This window comes from Caballeronia sp. LP006, assembly GCF_031450995.1.
GTDB lineage: Bacteria > Pseudomonadota > Gammaproteobacteria > Burkholderiales > Burkholderiaceae > Caballeronia.
In genome coordinates, this window is the sequence record NZ_JARTVW010000004.1 from 421,271 (window position 1) to 438,499 (window position 17,229).

General features: G+C 60.5%; 14 protein-coding genes. 3 read left to right on the top strand and 11 right to left on the bottom strand.

The features are described from left to right. Window positions 1–13: 13 nt before the first annotated feature. The 11 genes from P9250_RS12045 to P9250_RS12095 form a co-directional block, all read right to left on the bottom strand. Window positions 14–973, bottom strand: coding sequence for a glycosyltransferase family 4 protein (locus P9250_RS12045; RefSeq protein ID WP_310393208.1), 960 nt, complete (start codon window positions 971–973; stop codon window positions 14–16). Continuing rightward, window positions 960–2,024 (bottom strand): glycosyltransferase family 9 protein, encoded by a 1,065-nt coding sequence (locus P9250_RS12050; protein WP_310393210.1) that lies wholly within the window; start codon window positions 2,022–2,024, stop codon window positions 960–962. Before P9250_RS12050 ends, P9250_RS12045 begins: the two co-directional genes overlap by 14 nt. Then, window positions 2,021–3,088, bottom strand: a complete 1,068-nt coding sequence (locus P9250_RS12055) for a glycosyltransferase (RefSeq protein ID WP_310393211.1) — start codon at window positions 3,086–3,088, stop codon at window positions 2,021–2,023. The genes P9250_RS12050 and P9250_RS12055 overlap by 4 nt, the downstream gene beginning before the upstream one ends. Further along, window positions 3,085–4,830 (bottom strand): carbamoyltransferase C-terminal domain-containing protein, encoded by a 1,746-nt coding sequence (locus tag P9250_RS12060; protein WP_310393213.1) that lies wholly within the window; start codon window positions 4,828–4,830, stop codon window positions 3,085–3,087. Before P9250_RS12060 ends, P9250_RS12055 begins: the two co-directional genes overlap by 4 nt. A gap of 12 nt (window positions 4,831–4,842) precedes the next feature. Next, window positions 4,843–6,027, bottom strand: coding sequence for a lipopolysaccharide heptosyltransferase II (gene waaF / locus P9250_RS12065; RefSeq protein ID WP_310393215.1), 1,185 nt, complete (start codon window positions 6,025–6,027; stop codon window positions 4,843–4,845). Further along, on the bottom strand, window positions 6,003–6,593 hold the full coding sequence (locus P9250_RS12070; RefSeq protein WP_310393217.1) for an HAD-IIIA family hydrolase: 591 nt from the start codon (window positions 6,591–6,593) through the stop codon (window positions 6,003–6,005). Before P9250_RS12070 ends, waaF begins: the two co-directional genes overlap by 25 nt. Next, the gene (locus P9250_RS12075) at window positions 6,590–7,870 is read right to left on the bottom strand and encodes a glycosyltransferase family 1 protein (protein ID WP_310393219.1); all 1,281 of its coding nucleotides are present in this window, start codon (window positions 7,868–7,870) and stop codon (window positions 6,590–6,592) included. The genes P9250_RS12070 and P9250_RS12075 overlap by 4 nt, the downstream gene beginning before the upstream one ends. A 189-nt stretch (window positions 7,871–8,059) precedes the next feature. Continuing rightward, complete coding sequence (locus P9250_RS12080; RefSeq protein WP_310393221.1) at window positions 8,060–8,968, bottom strand: glycosyltransferase; 909 nt, start codon at window positions 8,966–8,968, stop codon at window positions 8,060–8,062. Further along, entirely contained in the window at window positions 8,965–9,684 is a 720-nt protein-coding gene (locus P9250_RS12085; protein ID WP_310393222.1) for a PIG-L family deacetylase, read from the bottom strand. Before P9250_RS12085 ends, P9250_RS12080 begins: the two co-directional genes overlap by 4 nt. Before the next feature lie 75 nt (window positions 9,685–9,759). Further along, window positions 9,760–10,767 (bottom strand): hypothetical protein, encoded by a 1,008-nt coding sequence (locus tag P9250_RS12090; RefSeq protein WP_310393224.1) that lies wholly within the window; start codon window positions 10,765–10,767, stop codon window positions 9,760–9,762. A gap of 162 nt (window positions 10,768–10,929) precedes the next feature. Then, window positions 10,930–12,546, bottom strand: coding sequence for an FAD-dependent monooxygenase (locus tag P9250_RS12095; protein ID WP_310393226.1), 1,617 nt, complete (start codon window positions 12,544–12,546; stop codon window positions 10,930–10,932). A 218-nt stretch (window positions 12,547–12,764) separates the two neighbouring features. Here P9250_RS12095 and P9250_RS12100 point away from each other — a divergent pair, with 218 nt between their 5' ends. From P9250_RS12100 to P9250_RS12110, 3 genes are all read left to right on the top strand, one after another. Next, window positions 12,765–14,093 carry a hypothetical protein gene (locus P9250_RS12100; protein WP_310393228.1) on the top strand — a complete coding sequence of 443 codons (1,329 nt, stop codon included), beginning with the start codon at window positions 12,765–12,767 and terminating at the stop codon, window positions 14,091–14,093. A 196-nt stretch (window positions 14,094–14,289) separates the two neighbouring features. After that, a complete protein-coding gene (atzF, locus tag P9250_RS12105; protein WP_310393230.1) occupies window positions 14,290–16,125 on the top strand; it encodes an allophanate hydrolase in 1,836 nt (611 codons plus the stop codon). Continuing rightward, window positions 16,122–17,219, top strand: coding sequence for a BMP family ABC transporter substrate-binding protein (locus P9250_RS12110; protein ID WP_250466967.1), 1,098 nt, complete (start codon window positions 16,122–16,124; stop codon window positions 17,217–17,219). Before atzF ends, P9250_RS12110 begins: the two co-directional genes overlap by 4 nt. The last annotated feature ends 10 nt before the right edge of the window (window positions 17,220–17,229 follow it).

A 17,229-nucleotide genomic window follows, 5' to 3' on the forward strand; every position in this document is an offset into this window, starting at 1 on the left:
TCTAAAATGATATTTAGCTGCAGACGTGACGCAGCGTGGCTTCCCACTCGGCTGCGAAGCGATCGATATGAAAGCGTTCCAACGCCACCTTGCGTGCACCTTCACCGAGCCGGCGCGCCTCGGCGGGATCGCGTAGAAGGTGTTGCATGGCATCGATCAACTGGTCCGTATCGGTATGGATGAAGCCGCTCTCGCCGTTGCGAATGACGATTGCAAGCTCGGTCGTCGCGAGGCCGACAATAGGCATGCCTATCGTCATCGCCTCGACGATTGCGAGACCGAGGCTCGTCCAGCGAATCGGATTGAAAAAGAAACGGTATTGCGCGCTGAAAGACGCGAGATCGAGATTGCCGATCTCGCCGAGTCCTCCCGCTGCGTGAGCATCCATGCCGACTAGGTCGAGTGGCACACGCCGCGCGGCTTCGGCGAATACATCGTGACCGAGCCTGCGTCCACGCTGCTTCAGATGATTGATGATGACAATGCCGCGTTCTTTCTCGCCGCTATAGCGCACGCTGTCGGGCACCACGACACCATGTTCGATCACCTGCGTCGGCGTCTCGCCGCTGTCCCACATGAGGCGGTTGAAGTGGGTCACATGCACGAGCAGCGTGTCGCGGTCTTGCACCCAATGCCGTTGTTCGAAGGCATTTTCCTGCGGCGGATCATGCTCGATATAGACGCGCGGCAAGCGGCGTTGTGCATTGCTCAAGAGATTCAAGCGGTCGTCGTCCCAATGCGTGCGATGCTGAAAGAGCACGACATCGAAATCTTGCGAAGCCACTTCGTCATAAGGCACTTCGTGGACATTGTCGCCCCACGGCAAGACGCCGACCTTGCCCGCGTAGCCCGGAGGATGGCCGGGCTTCGTGACGAGATAGAAGTCGTGCTTAGCCTGACTCAAGTAGTACATGTAGTTGCCGTGCACGTGCCATGTCAGAACACGCAGGCGTCGGTTATCAGCAGTGAGCATGGATCGGGGCCATATGGAATCGAGGTTCGAGCAGCTGCGCATGTGCGACATCCAGTACCTGTGCAACGCTAATATTCAGCGCGCATGGATGCCCATACGGACAGTCGCGAAACGAGCAGGGACGACAGGAGGGATAATCCGCCAGCACGCGATGACGTTCATGGTCGAGCGGCGCCCAGCGGCGCGTGTCGCTACCTGACGCGATGACGACGCTTTTCGTGCGCATTGCCGCCGCGATATGCGATATGCCGGTGTCGTTGCAGACAACGAGTTGCGCCTTGGCTACGAGCGCGGCGAGGCCGCCTAGCGATGTCTTTCCGGTCAGGTCGATTGCATCGCAGCCTTCCAATGCCCGCGCTATATGCGACGTGATCGGCGCTTCTCCCGCGCTGCCAGTCAATGCGATCTGCCAACCCGCATGGGCAAGCGATAAAGCCATTTGCGCAAAGCGTTCGGCGGGCCAGCGGCGTGAAGGCAGTTGCGAACCCGCATGCACGAGCACGAGTCGCGTGGAATCGAGTTCATAAGCATCGAGCAACCCGGCGCACTCTCGGATGTCTTCGTCGCTCAATGGGATGTCGAGATCGGTATGGCTTGCATCGATACCGAGCGCATCCATCAGCGCGTTATAGCGTGCTATCTCGGGTAGCGTATCGGGCCAGGGAATGAAGACGCCTTCGCGCATCGCTTCATCAGGCTTCAGATAGCCGGCGTTCAAATGCGCGCCCATTCGTTCGACGATATCGTTCGCTACACCGCCGCTGCCATGCAGCTGAATCGCAAGATCGAAGCGGCGCTCCTGCATCGCGCTCCAGAATGACGGCAGACCCGCATCGCTTTCTTCCTGCTCGGGAAAACCGACAGCGCCGGGAAAGGGAACGAGTTCATCGATCAGCGGACGATAGCGCGTCACGAAACTGCTTGCCCACGGTAGCCCTATCAGCACGAGATGCGCACGCGGATGAGCAGCTCGTAACGCGCGCAACGCGGGGACGCAGCAGAGCATATCGCCAAGCTGCAAAGCCCTGAAAATAGCGATGCGTTCGATCATACGAACACCACGCGAAATTTGAAGGCGCCGTATAGCCGCCAGTAGATCGAGAGAAACGGAATCCATAGCGACGTCCACGCCATTTCGAGTACGTGCGATGGCGTAAGCGCTGTCTTCATCAGGCGCTTTACACAGAACCAACCGCTCATGGCGAGCCATGCAATTACGCAGGCAATGGCGAGCGAGTCGAAACGCAGTGCGTAAGCGACGATGGCCGCCACGACCACCGCGAGGATCATGTAATACAACACGGGCGGCGTGCTGCGTATGCGCGTTCTGAACAGCGCAGGATGCTTCTTGTAAAGCAACGCATCGAACTGACTCTTCTTCTGTTGCGACAAGCTCACGCCCCAACGTGCGGGGCGCACGGGGTGCAACACCATCGCATCGTGCGAACGGACGATATGCGCGCCGCTGCGCAGGAGCTGGAATTGCAGATCCGAATCTTCGCGCCACGCAGATGTAAAACGCGCATCGAATCCGCCTATACGGTCCATCGCGGAGCGCTTGACGAAGGTATTGGCCGTTGCGAACTCTGCGCTTGAAAGACCTGCCGCGTCCTGTTCGTAGTCGGTCGGCCGCGCGGGAAGCGGCACGACGATGCGTCCCGACACCGCATCCGCGCCGGCATCGAGCGCGGCGACGCCCGCACTTAGCCACTGCGCATCGGGGATAGTGTCGTCATCGGTGAATGCGATGAAACGTGACTGCGCCGCACGCCATCCCGCGTTGCGAGCACCCGCAGGCCCTTGCGTCGCGGTGACGGGAACATAGCGAATACGCGGACCGCGCTGCTCGGTTGTCTCGCATTCGCGCGCAAGCGCCATGACCTTGGCGCGCGTGGCATCATCGGGACCGTCGTCGCAGACGATGATCTCGTAACGCGATGCGCGCATGTCCTGCGCCATCACCGCGCGCAAGCATCGTTCGAGCATGTCGGGACGACGATAAGTCGGCACGACCACGCTCACGTCGTACGCAAACGATGATGGCGTTACCGCGCTCTCGCTCCTTTCGAAAGCGTCGGCGCCATCGAAGGTAAAGCCGCCGGAAACCGTGCTCATGCGTGTGCTCCAGGTTTTTCGATCAAGAAAGAACCGATGACGAGCGCGTCCAGCGGCGACGTCCAGAAAGATTCCAGCGCATCGCGCGGCGAGTTGACCATCGGTTCGCCACGCGTGTTGAACGACGTGTTGACGAGCACCGGTACGCCCGTGCGTGCCTTGAATGCGGCGAGCAGATCGTAATAGAGCGGATGTTGCGAGCGGTTCACGGTCTGTACGCGCGCCGTGCCATCGATATGCGTCACGGCCGGAATCTTCGGCTTCATCTCTTCGCGCACGTCGAAGACGAAGAGCATGAAAGGCGCCACGCATGCATCGACGAACCAGTCGACCGCATGTTCTTCCATGACCACCGGCGCAACAGGACGGAAGTCTTCACGATCCTTGATCTCGTTGAGCTTCGCTTGCATGGACGGATCGATCGGCGATGCAAGTATCGAACGTGCGCCGAGTGCGCGCGGTCCGAATTCCGTGCGGCCCTGATACCAACCGATCACGCGATTTCGCGCGAGCAGGTCGGCTGTTTCGCCCACGACGTTATCGAGCTTCCGATACGGCGCCTTGGCCCACTTGAGAAACTGTTCGACTTCGTTGTCGTCATAACGCGGGCCGAGATATGCGTGATCCATGCGCCATTTGCGGCTGCGATCGCCTTGCTTCTCTCGTTCGCGATAGTCCGTCCAAAGCGCCGCGCCCAGCGCGGTACCGGCATCGCCAGCCGCAGGTTGCACCCAGATCTCTTCGAACGGGCCACGGTCGCGCAGACGCGCGTTCATCACGCAATTGAGCGCCACGCCGCCTGCCATCGCGAGCTTCGATAAACCAGTTCGCTCGTGCAACCACTTTGCCAATTCGAGCGCCGTGTCTTCGAGCACGACTTGCAACGAGTGCGCGATATCGTAATGATGCTGATCGAGCGGACCGCCGCGTTCACGACGCCGACCGAAGCGTTCTTCCAGGCGCGGGGCATCGACGGTATAAGTGCCGTCATGCCGATATTTCACGATCTCGCGAAACTGGTCCACGTAAGCCGGCTTGCCGAACGAAGCCAGCGCCATGACCTTGTACTCGTCCGAGGAATGCAGAAAGCCCAGATAGTCGGTGACGGTCTCATACAGCAGCCCGAGCGAATGCGGCAGTTCCACCTGTTTGGCGCGCTCGTACTGTCCGTTGACGAATTGCCCGAGACTCGTTGTTACGCCTTCACCGCGTCCGTCCATGGTAAGCACGGCGGTATCTTCGAAGGGCGCAGCGAGAAACGCGCTCGCTTCATGCGACAGATGATGATCGACGTAATGCCAGTCGAACCGCGGCGCGCGTCCGCCGCTTGCGAAACGCTTCTTCAGATGATGCGGCGCGCCATCCACCAATTGACCGCGCGCATTGACGATATAGCTTAAAAAAAGCGGGTCCCAAGGCGATTCGGATGGGTTGCCGCTCGAATGCTCGGACGGCATAAACGGCAACGCAATGCTCGCTTTAGGCTGCCGTGGCATGGCGGAAAGCAGATGCGGGTCGTATGAATAGGCGACATGATCGACATCCGCCAGTTCGATACCAGCCTCTTTGAGGCAATAGTCGATGGCGTCGAAGGGCAATTGCCATGTCGAAAACGGCACCGGACGCTTCGCATGCTTGACGTGCGTGAAGCGTTCGTCTTCCGCTGCCGCAACGACGACACCGTCCTTGATCAGCGCAGCCGCGCTGTCGTGATAGACCGCATTGATTCCGAGGGTGTACATGGAAAGCGAACCTTATGGATGGATCGAGAGAGGGGCGGCAGCGTCTGCGCGGGCATCGCAAATCGACATCACAGCGTCGATTACGTCATCTACGCTCACGCCGAGAAGGCACAAATGATGTCCTTCGGGACAGATGCTGCGATAGCACCATCGGCACGGCACATCGTGATTGAGCACGCTATGCGGCGTCTGCCATGGCGTATGTTGCGGATTGGTGAGTGCATAGAGATCGACTACAGGCGTGCCGACCGCAGAGGCAATATGAACGGGACCGCTATTGTTTGAAACAAGGACGCGTGCGTGCTTCACGAGAGCGGCCAGTTCGCCGAGGTCGAGTGCGCCCGACAGATCGCTGATGCCGCCGTGACCGCCGCTTACCTCGCGACACAATTCCGCTTCGCTTGCCGAGCCCGTGACGACGACTGGCCAGCCCGTGCGCGCGTTGAGCGCTTGCGCGACCTCCGCGAAGCGCTCCGGTGGATAACGACGCGATGCTGCCGTCGCACCTGGATGCATCATGAAAAATGGCGCATGAAGATCGATACCACGTGCATCGAGCTTCTGCGCAAGCGATGCCTCATCGCCGTCGCGAACCGTGAAGCGCATGCGTCTATCATCGGCGCGTGCGCCTACCTGAGCGACCAACGCAAGCTGACGCTCGACCTCGTGACGTGTGCCGTTCTGCGGTTCAGTTTCGGCGACCCAGTCGGTGAGCAAACCGTAGGGATTCTCGCGGCAATGCGCCAACCTTCGAGGGATACCCGCAAGATGACAAAACATTGCGGCAGGCAAAGGATTCTGGCTATAGACCGTGAAGATCACGGCGGCATCGAAGCCGAGCGTTCGAATGCGTTCGAGCATTGCAAGATCGCGACTTGCGTCGATGGGCGTGTCATGCTTGACCCACGGCGCGTCATACTCGATCACGTCGTCGATATCTTCGATGAAGCGCGCGGCCATCGCACCCGAACGCGATGCAAGCAAGCTCAGATGCCGTCCGGGATACGCATGTTTGAGAGCGTGCAGAGCAGGCGTCGTCATCAGCACGTCGCCGAGATTGTCGGTACGTACGCAGAGGATGCGCTTGACGTTCTCGCCCCAGACGCCTTGCGGACGCGACTCCGGTGCGCGCGCGTGAGGCGCGATGGCTACGACAGGGATTCGCTCGCGCTTCACGCTGCAAGCTCCCCATGCCATGCCGCTTCGATCACGCGCGCTGCTTCGTGCATGTCTTTCGCAATGGCGTCGGGCTCGCGCAGTGGGCCACGCTGCCATAACGTCTCGTTGCCATTGTCGATGAGCACGGCGCGGCAACCTGCACGATGACCCGCTTCGACATCGTCGAGTATGTCTCCGACGAACCAGCTACGTGCAAGATCAAGATCGAGGTCACGCGCCGCGTGTTCGATCATGCCGGGCGCTGGCTTGCGGCATTCGCATATTTTCCGGTATTTCGCCACCGTTCCTTGTGGATGATGCGGGCAGAAGTACACGCCAGCGAGTCGCGCGCCTGCGCGCGCCGCAAGTTCATGCAGCGTGCGTTCGACATCGACGAGCGCCGCTTCATCGAACTTGCCAAGCGCCACGCCGCTTTGATTGCTGATAACGACGACCGGTATGTCCATGCGTGCGAAGAGCGCGAGCGCATTAACGGCGCCAGGTGCAAGACGCATCTTCAGCGGGTCGACGTTGTAAGGCACGTCGTCGAGCAAGGTGCCGTCCTTATCCAGAAACACGGCAGGGCGAAGGAGTGTCGGCTTCATGCGGAAGCGCCACCGTAAGCACTGCGCTCATCGAGCACGGTGTTCGAAAATTCCACTTCCGCCACGCGCGCATAGACGCGTTCTAGCGCTTGCGCGACGCCGGTCCATGTGAACATCGAGCGCGCACGTTCCAACCCTGCCGCGCCCATGCTTTCGGCGAGCGCGGGATCGCGCTTGAGCATGGCAAGCGCGGCCGCCAGTGCATGCGGGTCTTTCGGCGGAACGAGCAGGCCAGTCTCTTGATGAGCGACCGAGTAGCGAATGCCGCCCACATCCGCGCCGATTACAGGCGTGCCACAGGCCATGGCCTCGAGCGGGGTAATGCCGAAGGGCTCGTACCAGGGCGTCGTGACGAAGACATCCGCCGCGTTATAAAACTCCTTCAAACGCTGGCGTCCATGACGTCCGAGAAAATTGACGCGGTCTTCCACGCCGCATTCGCGGGCTATTCCGCGCAGTCTGCCGATTTCCGGTGTCGCGATTTCGTTGGCCTCATCCGAGTTGCCGCCGATCACGTAGAGATGCGCGTCTTCGTTCAACTCGCGATTGCACACGCCAATCCCGCGCACGACATTATCGATCCCCTTGCGCGGCACCATGCGCCCGAGTTGCAATGCAATGAACTTGTCCTGCGGCCAGCCGAGCCGCTCGCGCGCTTCATGCTTGTTGATCGGATGAAACTCCGCGCTGTCGAAGCCGCATGGCACGAGGTCGATCCGCTGACGCTCCGCCTGATATAGCGCGATGAGATCGGCAGCATCTTGCGGACATTCGGCGATAACGGAATCCGACTCGCGAACGAGCGCATCTTCTATGTCGAAGCGCTCGTCGGGAAAGCCATCGCCTGCGCCTTGATGAATGCGTCGCACGCGACCGAGCGCGTGGAACGTGGTGACGAGCGGCGTGCCGAGCGCAGCCTTGATTCGCATGCCGACGAGTCCGGACATGAAGAAGTTTGCATGGACCACGTGATAGGGCGTTTCCTCTTTCTCGAAGAACCCGATCATGAAGCGCGCGAATTCGTTCATGAACGGAAGTAATTGCTCCTTGGGCAATTGCACGGGCGGCCCTGCCGGAACATTGATTACGCGAATTCCTTCGAAGCGCGAGACAAGCGGAAGTAAAGAACGATCGCGACGCGTGAACACATCAACTTCATGACCGCTGCGTGCAAGTTGCCGCGCTACGTGCGCGACATAGATGTTTTGTCCGCCGCTATCGACGCCGCCCGCCACTGCGAGTGGAGAAGCGTGTTCACTGATTAGTGCGATCTTCACTGTGCCCGTCCCCATCACGAAGGTCCAAAGTAGGCTCGTCGCGCTTGATCGTGCGAGTCCTTCGGAGTCGTGGAGTTAGAGCATTCGTTGTGCCACTGAAATGGAAATACGCAGAATCGTTTGTTCGTTGTCGGACGAAAGCAATTTCGTTTTGGGTTCGCACACGGCCGAATCCGTGCTGGTGCGCTTCTATATCGCGCTTGCAGTGGATGAGCGGCGCCGGTCGTCATCGCGGACGACGGCGCGCATCAGTAGGACGCTGCGTGCAACCACGCGCCGTTTCGACAACGCCCACGGCAAACCGCGCAACATTGCGAGCGAGTCGCGTAAGAGCGTGCGTTCACGCCGCATGATGAAGAAGGCATTCAGACTTGAACGCAGCGCTTCGGCAAGCGGCAGGCGCAACCATGCGACCCATGCCTCATTCCGCGCAAGGAGACGCCTACGCAGCGCACTATCGCGTATTTCCGATGGATGGTGATGCAGCACGAGCTCATCGGCATAGACGAGCGCATGGCCGCTGCTCAAAATATCGAGTGCTAGAAGCGACTCTTCGCCGCCAATGAAAAGCTTCGGCTCATATCCGCCCATTTCGCGGTAGACGCTTGTGCGGAATACGCTCGCACCCGCCATGAAGCCGATCAGCGCGGGCCCCGGCAGCCCATGCGACCCGAGCGGACTCACGCGCATGCGCTCGCAGGTTTCGTCCGTCGATTCGGCATCCCCGACGACCACGCGAGCGCTTAAAACAGCCACGCGAGGCGACGCATCGAGTATCTGTACTGCGCGCGAAAGCGAGCCAGCTTGCCACCAGGTGTCGTCATCGCAGAAGGCAACGTATTCGGTCCGCACACGCGCCACGCCGAGATTCCGTCCAGCCGCGCCCATGTTTTTGGACGCAATCACGAGATCGACCGAGGGAAATTTTTCTGCAATACGGCGGGCCGTATTATCGGAGGAGGCATTGTCGACCACCACGATACGAACGGGATCGGGCAGGGCGGCAAGTTTTGCGATCGTGCGCAGTACGACATCGGCACGATTATAGGTAAGGACGACAACGCTAAGGCGTACGGACGAGACGTCGTGCGCGCTCATCGGCCATCCTCGCTACGTTCGAGCGTCCAGTAGCGCTCAGGAAGAAAAACGTCGTCATATCCGCCGGGGCCGAAGGCCTTCAGTTGGCTCGTGTAAGCCTGCACGGCGTTCCTCTTCGCTGCACGCGCGCGTTCGGCATCCGCGGGATTCGTCGTGGCGGCTTCATAAGGCGTTGCATCGATGCCGATGCCGTGCAGATCGACGAGACGCCGCTGCACCAGACCGCGCATTCGCCGATATAACCCTTCCTCATAGCCGATGCAGGCGAGCGCGGGATGTTCGAGCCATGCATCGCAAGCGGCAAAGTGCGTGAGCGCATGGTCCGAATGGAATAGGCCGAGTGGAATCAGCAGAAGATCAGGGCGATATTCGCGCACGACATGCAGCAGGGCATCGCGAATCGCCGCGCGCGTCGGTTTTGCCGACTCCGGCGCATGCGGCACATATTGCGAATCGAGAAAGCCGAGATTTTTTGAACGCGCACTTAGCAATCCGAGCGCCCGCTCGTCCTCGTCGATGCGTGTGCGCATCGCTTCGTGAGCGCTACTGAAACCGCAATGCTGGTCCCAGTCCGTCGTCAAATCTTCTTCGGGGCTGCCGGTGAAGACATTGCAGACGATAGTCTCGTTGGATGCAGCGAGCAGGGCGCCGCAACCGAAGACGGCGTCGTCGAGATGTGGCGAGACTAGGAGAACACGGGAGCGCATTTCAGGCATGGGGACAGGTCCACTTGCGAATAACGGGAGCAGCGCCGCAATCGCCGGACCCGCCCGCCCTGCGTTTGCGCCATGTCAGAAGCGCACGCCGATACCCGCTTCGATGATGTCCGAATCGCGGTCATAACGCGTGACCATGCGATTCCATGTCAGACGCGCAAGCCATCGGTCGGAAAACCGATAACTCGCGGATGCCGACACCACTCCCGCGAAACGGCCATCGCCCGTGCGGTTTTGCGGCAAATCGTCGTTCTGCGTGATCGACAGATAAGGACCCGCGCCCACGCCGAGCGTGAGTCTGTCGTTGAAGAATGCGCGCGTGGCCCAAAGCTGTGCCGCAATGCCATCGCGACGCGACTGCACGTGACCGCCTTCGTGAAGATACGACGCGGTGAAGTCGACGTAATGCCACAGTCCGCGCCTGTACTCAACGCTCTCCGAGAGATTCGATTCCGAGTCCAGACTGTTGAGGATCGTGCGCCCGAGCATGACCGTAACTTCGTTGCTGGTAACGTTCGTGCTGCGCGACGGCGCGTAGGCGCGCGGACCGCGACCATCCGGCGCGTCGAGCTGGTAGCCGATACCGAACAGAAGCGCGGTCGTGTCCGGACCGCCGAACGCCTGCACGCGGTTGAGCTTCATCTCCGCGATCCACCGGTTATCGAAGTAGTACGCGGCGCGCAACGTGAACATGCCGCCCCAACCGTGCGAATTCGAATAGCCGCTGCCGGCTTCCGCTTGGCTCGTATCGAAGTAACGGTAGGGACCGGCGCCCGCGGAAAGTTCGAGCCGGTTGTTCCAGAGCGGCAAACGGCCCCACAACTGCACGGCCTGACCATCGCGATGATGATCGGGAATGTGGCCTTCGTTGAGCCACGAAAAACTCCAGGCCGCATAGCGTCCAAGGCCTTCCCGATAGTTCGCTTCCCATGAATAGCTGTTCTGGCTGCTGCTCTTGAGCGGCCCGGCGAGCACCGAAAATTCCTGAGCTTGTGCGCTTGTGACCGTGCCCGCAAGGGCAGCGCCAGCAATCGTCCAGGCAGCTAACTTGCGAGATCGTCTTTTGATCGAAGTAGTAGTCATCAGGTGGAGTTAAATGCGCATTGTTTGCATTGGCAGCATAGCGGCTATAAGCGGCTTTTGCCCAGATGACGCTTTACCGAATGTTCTTGCATTGAGTCGATGGCTCGACGCGGTGCCTTTGGAAGCTGTCCTCGGCACTGTAAAACGTTTGCGGAGGCGAATTCACGCGCGCTGCGGGCTTCCGAACATTGTAGTGAGCAATGATTCAAGCGTCGTCGCGCTAGCGCCTCTGAAACCGATATGACCATCTGGACGCAGGGCCCAGATCATGCCGCTGCGCGCGCCCAAAAAAGCCGCGAATTCACCCGCCGCATCTGCGAGTACGGCGTACATCTCGCTGCATTCAGGCGAGTTTCCCGCCGTAATCAGCACCGCATTGCCTGCGTCACCCAGCATATCGCGCCACGCTTGAAACGCTGCGTCGAACGATTCGCGTGAGTCGCCGTTAATGTCGCGATCCAGATACCCGATGAGCGTATGCCGCCCGCGACCGATATGGTCGCGCAGGCGCACGGCATGCCCGACGAACGCTTCAGCGAGCCCGCCGCATTCCGGTACGCGATCCCCAGGCGCGGGTAGGCCGGGCGCAATCTGCGCGTTGATCTCGTCGTTTGCATCCGCCACGATTGCACTGCCGCGATATCCGACGAGCAACTGTGTTTCGCGCATCGCGGGCCGCACTTCGCCATGCACGAGCACGGTGTTCAAGGCGCGGCTCGTTGCTTCGACCACATCCAGTCCGACCGGCCGACGTTCGGCTTCGTAGCTCGACAACAGTGCTTCGTTCGCGATACCGCGCGCCACGAGCGCGAGTTTCCACGCGAGATTGTGCGCATCCTGCAAGCCTGTATTCATGCCCTGGCCACCAACGGGCGGATGAATGTGCGCGGCATCGCCCGCAAGGAACACGCGTCCGCTCGTGTACTTTTGCGCAATGCGATGACTCACGCGGTACACGGACGACCACCGCATCGACGAAAGCCTCGTTCCCGGCGGAAGTAACGGCAGCATGATGCGTTCTACGTCGGCGAACGCGGGCGCGGTTTCATTGACGAGGCGCGCGGCATCGTCGTCGCCGAGGATCATGGAGAGGCGATAACGGCGGGCCGAACCGCGCACCGGTAGCGCGGCAATCGTCGTCGCACCACGAACGCCTTCCACTGCGGACAGGTTGAAACGCAGCATCGGTCCGCGCTGAACGTGCCAGTCGACATCGAGATCGGCGAGCATGAACGTCTGCGGATACTGCCCGCCTTCGAACGGTACGTTCAGATGATGCCGCACGGTGCTGCGTGCGCCGTCGCAACCGACCAGCCACCGGCAGCGGATTTCACGCATGGTGCCGTCGGCGTCTTGCATGCGAGCGAGGACGCTGTCGCCGGTATCGTCGAAATCGACGAGGGTTGTCCCGTAGTGCACGTGCCCGCCCATACGCGCGAATGCCGCTTCCAGAATGCGCTCGGTTTCATATTGCGCGAGTGAGAGTGCGCCATAAGGCAGGCCCTCGCGCGGCACTTCGACGCTGAAGGCTAGCGTGCCGTCTTTAAAAGTATCGGCGCCAGTGAGCCAGACACCCGCATCGATGGCTTCACGTGCGACGCCCAGATCGTCGAAGACTTCGAGCGTGCGCGCGGTCACGCCCAGCGCCTTTACGAAGAACGCGCGGTTGGCGCGCGCGTCGATCACTCGTGCGTCGATGCCGTCGCGGCGCAGTTCGGTTGCAAGGAGGAGACCGACAGGTCCCGCGCCGGCGATAAGAACGTCGATGGTATCGGGCATGGCGAGCGTTCTCCTGAGCGTTCAGCCGAGGTCGTTTTGCGAGGATAACCGTGCATGCGTCGCCGCGGCTAGTGATTTATGGCGCATGAAAGGAGGGCATGTATTCGCACGCGTCCTACACTTTATTTGAAGCACGCGGCTCGCTCAATAATTTGCAATTTCGACCCGACGGTTGGCTATGCTCATGCCTTCATTTTCATTTACCTGGTTTAGCAATCATGGTCACGCTGGTCAGTTGTTTCTTCGATCGTAACGCTCACGAATCGCTCGTCAATCACGCGGAATATTGCCGTCGCGCGGGTGCTCGTCACCGCTTCGAGCCGGTCGCGGCGGGAGCTGCATCGCTTGAACTGAGGATCGTTTATAAATATCAGTTGCTGTGCGATCTCATGGTCCGCGCAGCCGATAACGAGCTCTTGATCTTCGCTACCGAGAACGCGCTCTTCCTGCGCTTCAACGATTTCGAATCGATGATGGTTGGACGCGATGCCCTCGTGACGACAGGCCATTTCGGCATCAACAGCGAGATAGTGGTGCTGAGAAATACCGAAGGCAATCGCGTCATTGCAAGGAGCATGGCCGCGAAGGCTCGGGCGTATTACGACTATGGCCAGTTCGTCACGGAAGATCAGTTGCTCGAAGCGCTGCCCGTACAGAGCGAAGCCGATAGCGTCAACGAAAGATTCCCGATCGTCTCGGCGTGTTCGACTCAGTTTCCCGAGTTGAACGCTTCCCCGATCGTGGCGTTGTCGCTTGTCTTCACCCCGCGCCTTTATAGCAAGTACGGGCCGCGCTGGGGAACGACGCTCGCTCGGCATGTGAACGCGTGTCACGCTAGCGCACAGCGGTTCTTCGAAATAGCGCCGCCCGAAGGCGTGTCGTCTGAAGCGCTGTCGGTCTATCAGCCAGGCCAGCGTATCGCCGTGGTCATGCTGTACACACCGAACATAGCGAATTACGCATGTTTTGGCGAAGCGAGCCTGCGTGATTACTGCGAACAGCACGGCTACACCTTGTACATGCATCGCGAGGTGCCGGCCGACTTTGCTCGTGAAGCGTGTGGCAACTGGGCCAAGCCATTTCTGCTCAGCAAGTACTTGCCGCATCACGACTGGGTCTTCTGGATCGATGCCGATATTCTCGCGACCAATCGCACCGTCAAGCTCGAAGACTTCATGGAAGGACGCGAGCGCGTGCTGAGCGCGGATATCGCCGGATGGCCTTTCAACTCCGGCGTCATGGGCTTTCGCAATACCGAAGTCAACGCGCGCGTGCTGCAGGGCACGCTCGACCGTATTCGCGGGCTGGACGATCTAAGCTGGACCTTTTCCAATCATGGCGATCAGGCGCACTTCATGTTCGAACTGGAAGCGAACGGCGTCTTGCCAGCGCGGGAATCGACCGAACTGGTCAGTTTCCGTGAACTGAATACGCCTTGGTATTACGCAGACCAGAACACGTTCCTCTGCCATTTTCATGGCATCGGCAGCGAGTTGCGGATGCTGTTCATGTCCATGAAGGGCGTGCCCGAAGGCGGGTTCGACTGAAGTCTTTCGCGCACTTCAAGCGGGAGCCGCGCACCAACTTGAACGCTGCGCGAACCATGTTGGGACGTGATCAGTCCTCTTGCATGAGACACCAAACCACGCACGAAGCCCCATGGATAAAGGCTTTTGAGCGTCATGGCCTTGACTGGCACAGATGCTGCAAAGTGACGTTCAACTTGTATTCAAGATTGAACTCATGTCCCACGACCCGCTTTCAGGCGTGTACGCGCTTATCGAATCGTATAGGCAAGGCAGCACTGATCCAATCGCCATGATCGAAGAAGTGCTGCGCAGGCTCGATGCAAGCAACCGGCCCGAAGCCTGGCTGCTGCGCGTGCCTCAGGCCGACCTTCGTGCGCGCGCCGCGAGCCTTGCGCATGAACTCGCCGAAGAGGGCGGCGCGATCTTCGCGCGCAAGCCGCTTCTCGGCGTGCCCTTCGCGGTGAAGGACAACATCGACGTGGCAGGCTTGACCACCACCGCCGCGTGCCCCGCATTTGCCTATACGCCGCAAGAGACGGCGTTCGCCGTGCAGCGTTTGCTCGATGCGGGCGCGGTGCTTATCGGCAAGACCAATCTCGATCAGTTTGCAACGGGCCTCGTCGGTACGCGTTCGCCTTTCGGCGCGGTACGTCAGGTCGATCACGACGCATACGTCTCGGGCGGATCGAGCTCGGGTTCGGCGATAGCGGTCGCGGCGGGGATCGTCGCGTTCTCGCTTGGAACCGATACAGCGGGCTCCGGCCGTGTGCCAGCAGGCTTTAACGGTCTCGTTGGACTTAAGCCGACGCTGGGTCTCGTCAGCAAGCGCGGCGTGGTGCCCGCATGCAAGAGCCTCGATACGATCTCGATCTTCGCGCATGACGTAGCCGACGCCTGGCACGTCCTCTCGACGATGGCCGCGTTCGACGCAGCCGATGGCTATTCGCGCCGCATTCCTTCCTTGCCGGTTTTGCCGCTTGCGCCGCAAGCCTTGCGCGTCGCCATTCCCGACACGCTGGAATTCTTCGGCGATACCGTTGCCGCCGATGCCTTCGCCGCGACACTCGAAAAGCTCGCGCTCAAGCCGTCGACGTTCGCCTTTGCGCCAATGCAGCAAGTCGCTGCGCTGCTTTACGACGGTCCGTGGGTCGCCGAACGGCGCGCCGCGTTAGGCGACTTCTTCGAGACGAATCACGACGATATCGACCCGGTGGTCGCAAAGGTGATCGGCAAGGCCGACAACTTCAGCGCCGCCGATGCCTTCGACGGCCAGTATGAACTTGCACGCTTGAAGCGCCACGCCGAAGCGCTCTTCGAAAGCGTGGACGTGTTGATCGTGCCGACCACGCCGACGCATCCAACCATCGATGAAGTGCGCACGAACCCTATCGAAGTGAATAGCCGTCTCGGGCTTTACACGAACTTCGTCAACCTGCTCGATCTGTGCGCGCTCGCGGTGCCGGGCATCCCGCGCGCCGATGGCTTGCCCGCCGGCATCACGCTGATCGCGCCCGCTGGCGCTGATCAGCGGCTCGCCATGCTCGGTGCGCAGTTCGAAGGCATGCAGAAGCAAGATGCCGTTGCAGCGAAGCCATTGCCGTTCAACGAGCCGACCGTGCAGCTTGCGGTGGTTGGCGCGCATCTACGCGGCATGCCGCTCGAATGGCAGATGCGCAAGGCCGGCGCGCGCTTCGTCGAAGCGACGACGACCTCGGCTAACTATCAGCTATTCGCGCTTGCGAACACGCAGCCGCCGAAGCCGGGCCTCGTGCGCGCGAATTCTGCGGGGCAAGCCGGGCAAGCCATTGCCATCGAAATATGGGACATGCCCGTGCGCACCTTCGGCGCGTTCGTCGAAGCGATTCCGGCGCCGCTTGGCATTGGCAGCATCGAGACGGCGGATGGCCGCATCGTCAAAGGCTTCATCTGCGAACCGCTTGCCGTCACTGCCGAAAGCGGCGCGCGCGACATCACGCGTTTTTGCGGCTGGCGCGCCTGGCTCGACAGTCAAACCTCCAACGACCCAACCACACAGGAATTGAGACCATGACCAACCGCCGTGAGTTCATCAAGGGCGCGGGCGCGCTCGCGCTCGGCAGTGCATTGCCGTTCGATCTGGCGTTTGGCGCGAGCAATCTCACGGTCGGCGTGATCTACGTCGGCGCGCGCGGCGACTATGGCTACAACCAGGCGCAGGCGCAAGCCGCCGCAGTCATCAAGAAGCTACCCAACGTGAAAGTGGTCGAGGAAGAGAACGTGCCCGAAACCGTGGCCGTGCAAAAGACCATGGAAGCGATGATCGAGCAGGACGGCGCCACGCTCATCTTCGCGACCTCGTTCGGTTATTTCGATCCGCACGTCCTGAAGATGGCCGCGAAGTATCCGAAGGTGCGCTTCGCGCATTGCGGCGGATTGTGGAAGCAAGGCAACCCTTCGAATATCGCGAGCTACTTCGGTTATATCGACGAATGTCAGTATCTGAACGGCGTCGTCGCGGGTCATATGAGCAAGAGCAAGAAGCTCGGCTTCGTCGCGGCCAAGCCCATTCCGCAGGTGCTGCGCAACATCAATGCGTTCACGCTGGGCGCGCAATCGGTCGATCCGGCCATCACGACGAACGTGATCTTCACCGGCGACTGGTCGATGCCCGTCAAGGAAGCCGAAGCGACCAACAGTCTCATCGATCAAGGCTGCGATGTGCTTACGTGTCACGTCGATGGTCCCAAGGTCGTCATTGAAACAGCGGAGAAGCGCGGTGCGATGAGTTGCGGCTATCACGCGAGCCAGGCCGCGCTCGCGCCGAAGGGTTATCTCACGGGCGCGGAATGGGACTGGGCGACGCCCTATAAGGAACTCGTCACGGATGCGCAAAGCGGCAAGCCGCAGCCCAACATTCTGCGCGGCGGCCTCAAGGAAGGCTTCGTGAAGATGTCGCCATACGGCGCGAAGGTCACGGCCGATGCGAAGACCAATGCAGACGCCATCAAGACGAAGATGGTCGCGGGCGACTACGCCATCTTCAAGGGGCCGATGAAGGACAACAAGGGCGGCACGGCAATCGCGGCGGGCACGAGTCATCCGCAGACGGACATCGCGCTCGAGAGCATGAACTATCTCGTGGCGGGTGTGGTGGGGCAAATCTAATTATCTGCAA

Bases quoted from the DNA above. Each gene is read 5' to 3' on its own strand.
- P9250_RS12090 (WP_310393224.1), bottom strand. From the start codon at position 10,767: ATGACTACTACTTCGATCAAAAGACGATCTCGCAAGTTAGCTGCCTGG.
- waaF (WP_310393215.1), bottom strand. From the start codon at position 6,027: ATGGCATGGGGAGCTTGCAGCGTGAAGCGCGAGCGAATCCCTGTCGTA.
- P9250_RS12080 (WP_310393221.1), bottom strand. From the start codon at position 8,968: ATGAGCGCGCACGACGTCTCGTCCGTACGCCTTAGCGTTGTCGTCCTT.
- P9250_RS12095 (WP_310393226.1), bottom strand. From the start codon at position 12,546: ATGCCCGATACCATCGACGTTCTTATCGCCGGCGCGGGACCTGTCGGT.
- P9250_RS12045 (WP_310393208.1), bottom strand. From the start codon at position 973: ATGCTCACTGCTGATAACCGACGCCTGCGTGTTCTGACATGGCACGTG.
- P9250_RS12100 (WP_310393228.1), top strand. From the start codon at position 12,765: ATGGTCACGCTGGTCAGTTGTTTCTTCGATCGTAACGCTCACGAATCG.
- P9250_RS12110 (WP_250466967.1), top strand. From the start codon at position 16,122: ATGACCAACCGCCGTGAGTTCATCAAGGGCGCGGGCGCGCTCGCGCTC.
- P9250_RS12050 (WP_310393210.1), bottom strand. From the start codon at position 2,024: ATGATCGAACGCATCGCTATTTTCAGGGCTTTGCAGCTTGGCGATATG.
- P9250_RS12085 (WP_310393222.1), bottom strand. From the start codon at position 9,684: ATGCCTGAAATGCGCTCCCGTGTTCTCCTAGTCTCGCCACATCTCGAC.
- P9250_RS12070 (WP_310393217.1), bottom strand. From the start codon at position 6,593: ATGAAGCCGACACTCCTTCGCCCTGCCGTGTTTCTGGATAAGGACGGC.
- P9250_RS12055 (WP_310393211.1), bottom strand. From the start codon at position 3,088: ATGAGCACGGTTTCCGGCGGCTTTACCTTCGATGGCGCCGACGCTTTC.
- P9250_RS12060 (WP_310393213.1), bottom strand. From the start codon at position 4,830: ATGTACACCCTCGGAATCAATGCGGTCTATCACGACAGCGCGGCTGCG.
- atzF (WP_310393230.1), top strand. From the start codon at position 14,290: ATGTCCCACGACCCGCTTTCAGGCGTGTACGCGCTTATCGAATCGTAT.